At 53.9% G+C, this 12,023-nt stretch carries 8 protein-coding genes; all 8 read right to left on the reverse strand.

Translation table 11 applies throughout. The features are described from left to right. Positions 1-136: 136 nt before the first annotated feature. The 8 genes from GN242_RS18975 to GN242_RS19010 all read right to left on the reverse strand — a co-directional run bounded on the left by GN242_RS18975 (position 137) and on the right by GN242_RS19010 (position 11,966). The gene (locus tag GN242_RS18975; RefSeq protein WP_156288020.1) at positions 137-1,183 is read right to left on the reverse strand and encodes a LacI family DNA-binding transcriptional regulator; all 1,047 of its coding nucleotides are present in this window, start codon (positions 1,181-1,183) and stop codon (positions 137-139) included. A gap of 287 nt (positions 1,184-1,470) precedes the next feature. Then, positions 1,471-2,871 (reverse strand): VasL domain-containing protein, encoded by a 1,401-nt coding sequence (locus GN242_RS18980; RefSeq protein ID WP_156288021.1) that lies wholly within the window; start codon positions 2,869-2,871, stop codon positions 1,471-1,473. Positions 2,872-3,173: 302 nt separating this feature from the next. After that, positions 3,174-3,617 carry a type VI secretion system baseplate subunit TssE gene (gene tssE, locus GN242_RS18985; protein ID WP_154754609.1) on the reverse strand — a complete coding sequence of 148 codons (444 nt, stop codon included), beginning with the start codon at positions 3,615-3,617 and terminating at the stop codon, positions 3,174-3,176. Then, the gene (tssJ, locus tag GN242_RS18990) at positions 3,617-4,171 is read right to left on the reverse strand and encodes a type VI secretion system lipoprotein TssJ (protein WP_156288022.1); all 555 of its coding nucleotides are present in this window, start codon (positions 4,169-4,171) and stop codon (positions 3,617-3,619) included. The genes tssE and tssJ overlap by 1 nt, the downstream gene beginning before the upstream one ends. Beyond that, positions 4,146-5,243, reverse strand: a complete 1,098-nt coding sequence (tssG, locus tag GN242_RS18995) for a type VI secretion system baseplate subunit TssG (RefSeq protein WP_156288023.1) — start codon at positions 5,241-5,243, stop codon at positions 4,146-4,148. The genes tssJ and tssG overlap by 26 nt, the downstream gene beginning before the upstream one ends. Next, positions 5,198-6,958, reverse strand: coding sequence for a type VI secretion system baseplate subunit TssF (tssF, locus tag GN242_RS19000; RefSeq protein WP_156288024.1), 1,761 nt, complete (start codon positions 6,956-6,958; stop codon positions 5,198-5,200). Before tssF ends, tssG begins: the two co-directional genes overlap by 46 nt. 40 nt (positions 6,959-6,998) lie before the next feature. Continuing rightward, positions 6,999-8,594 (reverse strand): type VI secretion system protein TssA, encoded by a 1,596-nt coding sequence (gene tssA / locus GN242_RS19005; protein WP_156288025.1) that lies wholly within the window; start codon positions 8,592-8,594, stop codon positions 6,999-7,001. 24 nt (positions 8,595-8,618) lie between these two features. Further along, positions 8,619-11,966, reverse strand: coding sequence for an ImcF-related family protein (locus GN242_RS19010; protein ID WP_156288333.1), 3,348 nt, complete (start codon positions 11,964-11,966; stop codon positions 8,619-8,621). Positions 11,967-12,023 lie beyond the last annotated feature (57 nt).

Consider the following 12,023-nt stretch of genomic DNA (forward strand, 5'->3'; position numbering starts at 1 on the left):
GGCATTCAATATCTGCCGGGTAGAGAGACTATTTACATGGCTATTCATACTGTTTCCTCTGATGTTGGCTGACTCTTTTCCAAACGAAAGAAAGTGCTTATCACCTGAAATTTTTTAGTTTTTACAACCGTGCGAGTTAACTCGCTTTGGTTTTTACCGATTGCCGACAGATCAAGGTGGGAGGAAAAAGAAACTCATCGGGCATTATCGCGCCATTATTTATGCGGCTAATCAGGCGCTCAACCATCACCTGAGCCATTTCTGCTCGCGGCGGCATAACCGATGTCAGGCCTGGATCAGCCAGTCCGGATAAAAAAATATTATCGATGCCGACAATAGATATATCGGCAGGGACACTCACTCCGGCTTTACGCAATCCCACCATTAAACCAATACCTAATGCGTCATTAATTGCCACAATACCGTCCGGACGGGGCGTCAAAGCAAGTATTTCTGCCACCAGCGTCAAACCCAGCTCGAACATTTCCGTATCACCATATTCACTGCGGGCTTTGCCTTCGATAACACAGTGCTCAATGGGCAGCTGATAATTACGTAATACGGTGAGAAAACCATCAATCTTATGGCTGCGCCCTATCGTCAATGCTGATTCGGTCGCAAACACGATATATTTGCAGCCACACTCAATTAAATGTTGAGCGGCTATACGTCCCGCTGCAATATTGTCCATCGATACGCTATCGAACACCCGATGATCAGCTGCCATACTGTCTGAATAATGGTTGTCATAGCTGACTATCATCATTCCTTTTTCAGCAGCCCGTACGAAATGGGTTTTTCTGATATCACTTGCCGCCACAATTATCCCGCGAACCCCATGCGAGAACATATCCTCAATAAATGCAGCTTCTTCATTATCCTGACGATAAGAATTACCGAGCAATACGCGGTAACGATATGCTCGCGCAGATAAATCAACAGCATACGCCAGCGCCGAAAAACTGGGATTCACAATTGATGGAACCAAAAGGCCAATGATTTTTTTCTGAATATTTTTATCAGACACCGACACTCTTTCGGGCTGATAATTCAGCTTATTCATAGCCTGTTCGATCCGCAGCCGGGTTTTCTCGCTCATCTGGCCTGCTCTGTTATTCAGAACATTTGAGACGCTGCTAATGGACACCCCGGCCAGCCGGGCCACATCACGAATATTAGCCATTTTGACGGCACCTTTTTTATTGCCTGAGCTGACAGACTCAATCAGCTATTTATTTTCCCCAAAAGTAAACCGAAACACTTTCCCCTGCGATCTTCTGCTTTCCTTCCTGTCGGCGTTTGGAAATTTATAAGGAAAAATCTCCGCAAGCAAGCCTCAACGTGCCCTGTTAATAACCAGATAGCGTTTTTGTGAAAACAGTCATACGCAGGCTTATTTGTTTACTAAACAGAGAAAAAATAAATTCAGAGCAAAAAAAACCCGCATCATGCGGGTTTTGACTATTTGAATTATGGGCTTTCACTGCCCTTATCCTGTCTGAGCAGAAAATAGCGCTTCTGTAGCTGCTGGAGCGCCATTTCTGCCTGCCTTCTCTGAACGTCTGACGGACTGCTGGCGTAAAGGCGCAGCTGCTCCTCCACAGGAACTGAACGGTTAAAAGCCTGCGTTGCACTATACACCACAGACTTTAGCTCGCTGACCGTCATATATTTTCCCCGCTTACCGTCAAGCGTATTGAGCTTCGCGGTGAGCTGCTGTAACTCTGTCATCCCCTGGTGCCAGCCGCGCAGCGCGTCAACCGGCAGTGCTGTCGCATCAAGCTGCTGCTGCCAGGTTTGTGCCAGTTTTTTCGCAGCATCATCTTCCGGCCGCAGTAACTGCAACTGTTTTACCAGCTGCTCACCATAGGCAAGCGACCAGTCCGGACTGTAGGTAGCAATCCAGGCCAGCTGCTGGCGGGTCTGCTCAACAAAATCCTCTGGTACGCGATGATCAGGGGGCAAAGAGTGAATCTGAGTGCCCGATAACGGCACCGGGAGCGGAGCAACTGAACTTTCCAGCTGCACCAGCAGCGGATTCGGCGGGAAAAAGATATTCCAGCCCCAAAGTGCAGCGCCCGCCACTACCAGCATGACGCACATCCCTGCCGCAAATGGCTTCCAGAACATGGGTTTGCCCGGTATGACCGCCGCAACGCCCTCCTCCTCATCAGGCTGCGCGACATAGATCCACCTGACCTGAGCAGGTGCTTCCTCAGGTGCAATCTCAGGAGGTGGAGTTACCTTATCAGGCACCCTTGCCGGAGGCTCAGGCACAGCTATTTTCGCCGCCAGCCTGTCGCTGCTTTCCATAAATTCAACACTGTTTGTCTCTGTCTCATCACTGTTTTCCAGCCGCGTCATAATGGTTTGCACCAGTGAGGTCAGGGTATCAAACTGGCAAAGGTGCTGAACCTCACGGCGCTGCAATCCCTTATTAAGTCGCATAAGCTGTTCTTCTGCCAGATACAGCTGGTCGAGGTTGAGATCGCTGTAGCTGAGGGGCAGCGTGCGCAGCATCTTTTGCAAACGCCGGCTCAGGCTACTGAGTATTTCCACTCGCGCATGTACCGACTGTGGCCAAAGTGTTTCCCACTGATAGCTGATAAGCGCCTCAAGGATAGCCAGCCCTTCGTTCAGCCCGGACAACCCGGCCAGCTGTGCACGCGTCTGGGTATACCAGGCTGCCGTCTGTAGCTCCACACCATTGTGCTCAAACAGCGCCAGGCAGCGTTTGTGCACAAAAACCCAGTTAACGTCAGGCCGGGCCGGATGTGCCAGCTTACTCAGCTCATCGCGCAGGGATGCATAATCTGGCAAGGTACGCGGATCGCCGCCAGTTTTCAGGTAACGTTTAGATAATTGATTCATAATATTCTTAATTAATAAGATGTTTTACGCCATATAAATAGAGTGATGTATCCTTCATAATTGAAGTTGCAGAGTAGCTGGCTTTCCTTGTTATTCAGCCCAGTCACCTACCAGAGTAATATTCTAAGGACTTATGGCGTTACCACCCGCCTGCGCTTCGAATTATTGAGGGTATATAAAACATTATTGCAATAAATTTAACTCGTACAAAAAAAATTAGTGCGAGGTCTGAAATAATATATAGCCTCAATATTACCCTGTCTGTAGTTATTCCCACCGTAAAGAGGGCATTTAAATAAAACTTAATTATTAATATATTGCTGCTGCTTCATATGGCGAATAAGCACTTTTCCTTCTGGCATAAACTCTGTGCCATAACGTACCAGCCCGATGCCTTTCAGTTCAGCATCAACGGCATAACGCAGCTCGCCGGGCATGGTTTGCTCCAGCATAACCACATTAATTCTCTTCAGTCGTGGCTCGTACCTGAGCAGCACATCTGACAGCGTAGTCATCAGCTGATGTGCGGTACCGGGCATCCCTTGCAGGATCTTCGTCATATCTGGCAGGCCATAATCGGGCAGATGCGCCAGCGTTCCGGCCCGGCAGTTAAGGATACGCTGCATATTGTCCAGCACTGAAAGGATCACCTGCTCCTCTTCGCTGACGCTATGCAGATCCAGTCCGCCGGAAAAATTGCCATACAGCATTTCATATAGCGAGGGCCTGTTATGGGAGTCTGTCATTACTGCTCCTTGAGCGGTTGCAGGGTCAGTGTCTGCTGGTTCAGCTCAATTTTGCGCGCGTTATCCGGATCCAGAGCATCACGGCCTATCACCAGACGCCAGCTATTTCCCTCTTCATCGGGGGAGAGAAACATGGCAGCTACGGCCACAAACTGTGCCTTCTCTTGCAGCGGCATATCGACAGTTATCGCCTCTCCGGGCCTTATCTGGATATCTTGTTGCGCCACCAGATCAGCTTTCAGCGCCTGGCTGTCGATGGTAAACAGGGATGCATAGTCCGAACTGTCAAACGCCTTGCGGTCTTTCAACTGGTAGATCCTCACCACCGTGGAAAGCGCATTGCCGCTGGCGTTATTATTCACCCCTTCGCGGGCACGGATATCAAGGTGCAGCGTTTTAACCTGTTTATAAAAAATGGATCGTGTCATCGCCACCGTGCCATCACTGACTTTTTGCGTCAAACCGCAGCCATTTAACACTATTGGCATCAGCGTAACGGCGGCCAGTTTTTTTATCGTGGTGGGGATACTAATCACGGTAATTGCCCTCTTCATCGGTGTCCCTTCTGTTGTAATGTTCCTTTAAGCGTTGATAACGGCCCAGGTTGATAGTAATCGGTGGGCTATCCCCCGAGGCACACCCGGCCTGAGGGCGCATAACGGCAGTTCTTCCCAGTAACACACGACTGTTTCCCATACAGCTAAGAGCGGCATCGGGCAGAAGTTCACGCGCCAGCGTCAGCGTCATTCGCACATCCAGTCTTGCACCTAAATACACCGCAAGCAGTGCCAGTAAGTCAGTATGCAACTGCTCCCCCGGCAACCAGCTCATCGCTTCCTGCTGATTACGCGTTGTCAGGCGAAGATGAACCTGGTGATTAACATCAGTGGCATGACTCCCCATTACCGGTCGGTATGCCAGTAATGCAGGTTGCGATACGCTCATCGTCAGCGGCTGTTGCAGCGCGACCCTCACCGCGTCGTGCGGGATGATTTCCGCGTCTGTATCGGGGGCGAGCAGCCGCACAATCGCATGAATGCCTTCGCTGGTTCGTGTCGGCAGCCGCATTATTCCGGACAAAGCAAGGAAGCGTGAAATCGGTGTGGCAATGTTCCTGGCACTGCCTTTCAGCCCCAGCCCGGCGAGGCTCAACAGGTACTGCGAAGTTTTATCTTTGCCCCCCTCCTCAAATGAGGCAGGCCAGGAGTATTTGCGCCAGATACGGTAATACTGGGTGATCAGGCGATGATTAAAGATATCGAGAAAGTCAGTGACGGCGTCATACCCATCGCGACGTTGTGCAATATCATCAATGCAGGCACCCGGTAGCGGAGATTCAACGCCATACAGCCCCATAAAGGTCACGCGCGCTGTAACTGGATCGCCAGCGATCTCCGGAAATTCCAGCCGTTTAAACTCCCCCGCCGGAAAGCCCATACCCGGATGTGGACGAAAGCGCACCGCATCCGCGCCTATTCTCCAGGTACTACCGAGTGGCGGGGCATCGGGCTGGCTCTGCTCGAGCATCTGACAAAAACGATAAAAGTTTGCGCGGCTGATGTGAGGCTGAAGCTGCCGCGTCAGCCGGGTAGTCGCTGATTGTGATTTTCTTTCCATCGGATACATTTATTTTCCGGCTGAACAATAAGAGTGAGCTGGTTAAACAGGTGGATATCGCTATACAGCGCCAGAAAACGGTTGAGCATCTCACCGAACAGGTAAATATCCCCTTCCCCGCTAAAACCATTGCTGTCGAGCGTCACTTCAATATCAACGCCGCGCAGCAGATAGCCTTTTTCAAAGCGCTGGATCAGATGATGCTGAACCTTCTGAATAGCATCCAGCCTGCGCAGGTTCATTTCGTCGTGCTGCCAGTTGTACAGTTCCAGCGTGTTACGCAGCACCTCTGCACTGCTCATGATGTTGAGGAAGCTGGAGCCCAGATGGCTGAGGATTCGCCAGTGGAAACCGTCGTCCGCAGGGGGCCAGGCAGGAAGCGTCGGCTTGCAGAGATTTCTCACCGTCAACGGCGTTTGCGTGATTTGCTCACAGCGATCTAACAGCGTGCTTTGCAGCGCTTTTCGCGGTAGCTGGCCGTTAGTGCCGGTAACATTTAGCGAGAGCGTTTCACCACTCATGTTGCGGTCTGCCTCCCACCGATCGCCACCAAGAATCAGCCAGGTATCGTGCAGTCCACTGGGGCCTTTGCGCACGCGGGTATGGAAGTAGCGCTCCGGGGCCGAAGAGCGCATCATCCCTCCCTTGTGGCGAAAGCTGGCAAACGGGGCATAACGCGCATCACTGCTGCGTTTTGAACCACTCACGGAATCCACTGAATAAATTTCGGTATGCCCGTCCTGCAGGCGGCGCGGCCGAAGCAGGTATTCACTTTCAAGGCCGTTTACCCGTAGCGGGTCGGCCTGGACGGTAAACAGGTTGATCACCGGGACACAGTGCAGACATATCGCATCTTGCGCGATCGGCAGATTACTGTCCCACTGCTCGTTCAGCACAACTTCAAGGGTAAAGTGGCGTATTCCAGCCGGAATTGTGACGTTTTCCAGACCGTGGAGATGCACAAAACGGAATTTCTCGCGGAAGGTGAAAAATTCCAGCAGTAACTGATACCCACTGAAAGCGGTATCGCCTTTTGGCCAGAGCGCATCCTCTTCACGGAACCCGCCAGGAGAGAACCCGCCATCAAGACGAATACGTTCACTTTGCCCCAGGCGAATATAGAGTGCCGCCTGCCGTCGGGTCAGCGACAGGTGAAGCGCGTTGCTGACCGGCACCTCATCCGCCAGGTAAAACGCTAGCTGACGTAAATCACACTGCCGCCAGTCTGCCTGTGGATGACACTCCAGCCGGAGGCAGAGCCTGGATCGACCATCCGGCTCGGTATCCATTACCACCTGCGACAAACGAAGCGGGTTAAGCGGCATATCCCGGGTGGTGCGATACTGGCAAACAGTCTGTTTCGGCCCAACCGGGCGCGAAAAAATATCCAGGCCAGCCGGAACTGTCTCTCCCATTTTCATCGCCGAGATATCCGGTTCCAACGCCACAATAGACAGCGACGGAATAGTTTTCAGATAGTGTGGCCAGAGCTGGCTCACCAGACCTTCGGTCAGTTCCGGCAGGTCATCATCAATTTTTTCACGCAGGCGGCCCATCGAGAAGGCAAAACCTTCAAACAAACGCTCCACGAAAGGATCGGGGGTTCCGGCTTTATCCAGATCCAGCATGGCCGCCCGGTCGGGATGTGCACGGGCAAATTCTTTTGCCGCATCACGCAGATAACGCATTTCAGCATCGAAATAGCGCAGGGTTAAATCGTCCATAAATTCACTGTCCTTACAGCATGTTTGTCTGACTACTGCTTTACCCGCACAAGACTGCCGCCCTGACCGGATCAAGCTGAATCAATCCACTAACCAGCCTGTCCATCTTCTCTTGCAGGCGCTGCCGGTCACTTTCGCTGCGTGCCGCCCTGATACGCAGCAGGTGCAGGGAACGCGCCTTCACTTCAAACACCAGTTCCGGCTCCCACATTTCCAGCGTCAGTTCCTGCACATCGATTTCGAGGGCATCAAGCAGGTGTGCGGCCAGTTCGTTTTTACCGTGCTGCTCTGCAACTCTTGCCATCAACAGACGTAACTTCCAGCGGCTACGAACGCTTGTTGCTCCAGGACGGTTTTGCAACCAACTCAGCGCTGACTCAACGCCGCCTTTATCGGCCTGCTCCAGCGCTTCTGGTTCCAGCAATAAAATATCGTCTTCTACCGGTGTGCTGTTTTTCCATTCATCACTCCAGCCCGCCTCGCTGCCCATGACCTGAAGCGTGATCCAGCTCTGCGTCACTTCATCGGCAAACGCACTGCCATCACTCCAGGACAGCCCTTCTAATCCCGGCATCCGGCTTAACATTCCCTGGAGATCCTGACGCAAAATCTCAGCCCATTTTTCATGCAAGCCCCCCATTTTGCTGAGGGCCTGGCACTGATACCACTGCAAGTCGAGCCAGAGATGGTTGACGCTTTCAGCAAACATGGAATCGGCCAGTTCAAGCAGCTCCTGCCAGCTCTGTTGCAGATACAGACGCTTAAGCTGGGCACGATACTCTGCTTTCGGTGCGGTTAATCGCGTGCGGCCCTCCGCATCCAACGCGGGTAATTGGTGCAGCGTGTCCCACCGTACCCCCTTCATCAGACGATGACTGGAAAGCCAGCCATCAGGCTGATTGCGCAGATATCTGGCCAGCTTTTTTGCCTCATCCATCAGCTCACGTCCGGAGGTAATGTCATAGCTGGACGCCATAAAACTGGTGGCAACTTTCTTGTGTGACTCAGCGCTGGCGCTATTTTGCGGCACCACGGCATCCATGCCGCCAGACTGCACCATCCGGGTGTCCAGTGCGCGATAAAGTGCACCCAGATCAGGCTGTGCGGCATCATCCCAGCTCTGCGTTACCTGCTCCAGCAGCGCCAGCGCACCGGCCGTCAGACGGAAGTCATGTTTGCTGACCTCCGGATAGAGCGACAATGTATCAAGCACTTTGCTACCCGCCAGCCACTCCAGAGCAGCCTTGCGTTGCCTTTCGCGACGGGGATACAACTCCCCCTGATAGTGCGCCAGCAGTGCAGCCAGCAGACAGATCCCCTGAGCAAATCCGGCTTCACCATCCTGTTGCAGCCGCGCCCAGATATAGAAAGTGACAACGCGGATATCCTTACTCTCTTCAACCAGCAGGGTTTCCGCCAGTGAGCAGATCAGCTCGCTATTAATACCTGAGAGTTTATTCACTTCTTCGCGCATCATCTGGAAGTCATCGTGATAGCTGATGTCTCCTCCGGTGGGCTCCTGTTCAGATATCGGCTCCAGCCAGCGCGCCCACAAATCGAGCGATGGTCTGGCGAGTTGCATCAGCGCCTGTTGTTCTTCGCCACAGGCGTTAACTAGTTGATTTAGCGTGGCCATAAGAGATCCTGCCAGATGAGGTGATTAGTCGATGTCCGTTTCAGCTAAAGAGGACGTAATCCAGGGTTCTGATACGCTCGCCGTCGTCTGGAAAATAGCCTCCGGCAGAACAAAGTTGCGTAACTTCAACAGAGCCAGCGGCCCTTCACCGGCCTCGGTTCGCAGCACATAGTTAAGTTTGCGTCCATCCGGGGCGTTCCAGTTCAACTGCCAGCTGCTGTTCAGCCCTGGATAAGGGGAGACCTGTGCTGTATCCAGCAAACGTATCCAGCCCCAGGTACCGGGAATATCAGCCAGAAGTCGCGTCCCTGCCTGTGTGCTTATCCAGCTCAGTGCCGCTCCCGGCGCTTCGGTGTCCGCAGGCCAGGTGAAACGTTTCCAGGCAGGCATCTGGTTGACGTAGACCAGCTTCTGGCTGTCGATGGTCAGGCTGGTCTGCATCACCCCCTCTGCGGTACCGGGGCGTATTTCAAAATGCATTCCTGCGGAACCGCTGGTGAACACCACATCCGCGATATAGCTCAATGTATCCATGGCGCGAATAAATGCCGGGTTAAACGTCAGCCCTTGCGCATTGATACTGTCCGCCACCCAGCGGCTCCCTTCTTTTTGTAGCACACCGTTAAGACGGGTTTGCAGGAAGCGCGCAATACGTCCGTTATCCGCATTAAGATACTGCGCCAGCAGTGGCAGGGAGAGCTCACTGCTGCTGGATTTCAGCGGATAACGCCCGCCAAACGCCGTGTTCCAGTCGTCGACGATGGCCGCCTGCCACTGTGCATTCAGGCTATCCGCAGCGGGGGTCAATACCTGCTGCCAGGCCTGCTCCATCGGACGTATAAACAGCGCCCCACCAAAGCCGTGCCACTCCTGGCCGAGACTGGCTGCGACCAGGCTGCCGTAGTCGCGCGTTTCTGTCAGATCAATGGCTTTGCCCTGAAATACCGTCTGCGCCAGCGTACGGGTCATCGCCTGGGGATCAGCGGCGTTGAGCACCTGCTGTAGTTTAAGCCGCACCTGAGTCACGCGAGTGAGATAGGTTTGCAGACTGAGCTGATCACCAGCCGTACCGTCAACAAGCGCGAGCAGCGGGCCGAACGTGGCGTCAAGCGGGCCATGCATCCCTTCAGTCCGATCGATGGCGGGCTGGCCGCGTTTGTTAAACAGTTTCTGAGCAGATTTTACCAGCGAGTCCGTCAGCCCCTCTCCGGTTTGCCCGGTACGGCCCTGCTCGCTCAGAGTATTCATCAGGGCAACCAGGGGTGACTGGCGTATATCGGCCATTAGCGTGAGCTGATCGACTGCATCCGACAGGGTCAGCGCATTTTCCCATTGCAGGCTGTTGAGGAAGTTCAGCCAGCTGCCGGAGAAATCAGCAAAATAGCGCGCGGCCAGACGCTGTTGCAGAACCTCTGACGTTATTGCCTCAGTGACGGCAGCCTTACTGTCACTGAGAACCCAGTCCAGCTCTTCACGGCGCTCACCAGCCACCTTTGCAATCGCTGGCTGCACCGCTTCTTCCCACGCCTGACGGCTGAACATCCCCGGCACGACCTCATCGGTGGCAAACAACCTGGCGGCATCGGTTTCTGCCACCATATCCTGTAGCCGCAGGTCAGCATATTGTTGCGCCACCTGCTTTAACATTTTTTGATAGAGGGATGATTCACCGTTACGCACGCCCATCTGACGAACCAGAATGGCCCGCGTATCCTCCACCAGTCGCTCATCTGATGGCTGCTTCCAGTGCGGATGCTGAGGCAAATTAGCGGCATAGAAATTCAGCAGTAACGGACCGCTTCCCTGCCAGTAGCCATCCTTAACGCCATCCCTTACCGGCCAGGCTTTCAGCAGCGACGACGAAAACCACACCGCATCCATCTTCTGCGGACGGGTCAGCATCAGATACATTTTCAGCTGATTATAGGCAGGCTTAATCATCGCCTCACGTCTGGGGCTGTCCGCTGGCTGTGCAACCAGCGCGGTTAACTGCTGGCGCAGATGGTCTGCGGCTGCGTCACGAATCAGCGGCAGCGCCCGGTTGCCATACTGCGGCCAGAGCGCAGCCAGCAGATCATCATGCTGGTTAAGGCCGAAGCGTGTATACCACTTTGCCCCCCGCTGCTGCTGATGCTGTAACCGATCGATTAACTGCTGTAGCTCAAGTAGCGCCTGTAAGCGCGGCTGGGGAGACAAGCGGTCGTCGGCAGCCTGACTGACCAGCGTTTTCCCTTCATTTATCAGCGCCCGGTTGGAGATAAATGAGGCCGCCATCCCGGCGGTATACAGCATCATCATGGCTGCCAGCAGTATTGTCACAGTGCGCTGCCAGGAAACTCCCAACCGTTGAGCACGCAGACCAGATGGCAGAGTTTCCAGGGAGTGCAGCAGGCCGTCCCAGCGGCGATCTTTACCCCAGTGATGCTTTATCTGACGGGCAGCATCGGGGGCTGGCAGACTAAACATAACTCCGGCCAGCGGTAGCGGGCGATAAGGATTGAGCAGGATGGAAAGCATGTTCGACGGCGAGGTATGCTGCGCGGACAGCAAACTCTTCAGCTCTAGCAGAAAGCGATGGTGCGGGCTGGAGCATACCTGCCGCGTTCCTGGTTCCGTGAGTTCATCCGCCAGCATAGCCAGCTGCTCATCAAGGTCTTCCGGGGTAGCATCAGCCGGTAACAGGCAGCCTGCCGACGGCACCACCTGCCCCGCCTGCTGATCGGAGTGCAACGACCAGACGTAGAGCGGCAGCCGCCAGCCGAGGGCGGTATAACGGACGCTCAGATGATGAGCAAGCTTGTCCATATCGTCTGCCGAGAGTGAACTTTCAGCGGGCTGAAAACCCAACTTACCGGCAGAGCTAAATGCACGGTTTACCCATACCAGCGCATCCACCGGACGGCGACGCAGCCTGCGCAGCGCATGAAGCCACTGGCTGTCTGGCGCGCTGCTGGTACTGCCTCCCCATAGCAATAAAGTGCCGCTGTCTTCCAGCCACTGCTGGGTGCTGAGGCCGGGAGCCAGGCCTTCCACATCGGCGACTTCGCCCGTCAGCATAACAACCGATATCCTGCGCCACCAGAAAAGGCCATGCTGGCGCTGCATAGCGCGTTTTAATTCGGTGATGGTGGTCGGGTGGGTATCATGGCTTTGACTTTCGGCGGCCAGACCACGTTTCTCTCCCCGGCTCAACTCCCGGAGTTGCTGCATAAAACTCAGTGAGATCAGCCACTGCCAGAGACGAGCGATAAGATCATCGCAAAGCAGAATAAACAGGCATCCCCCTGCAACCACAAGGGACACTTTCAGTTTTTTCTCTTGAGTGGGCAGTTGAAGTATCGGATTATTAATCCAAATCAGGCAGGCAGCCATGACAGCGATAATGATAATAAATATCCAGGTACTGACCCGTAGTCCCTTTTTCACATT

The sequence above is a fragment of the Erwinia sorbitola genome (genome assembly GCF_009738185.1).
Classification (GTDB): Bacteria; Pseudomonadota; Gammaproteobacteria; order Enterobacterales; family Enterobacteriaceae; genus Erwinia; species Erwinia sorbitola.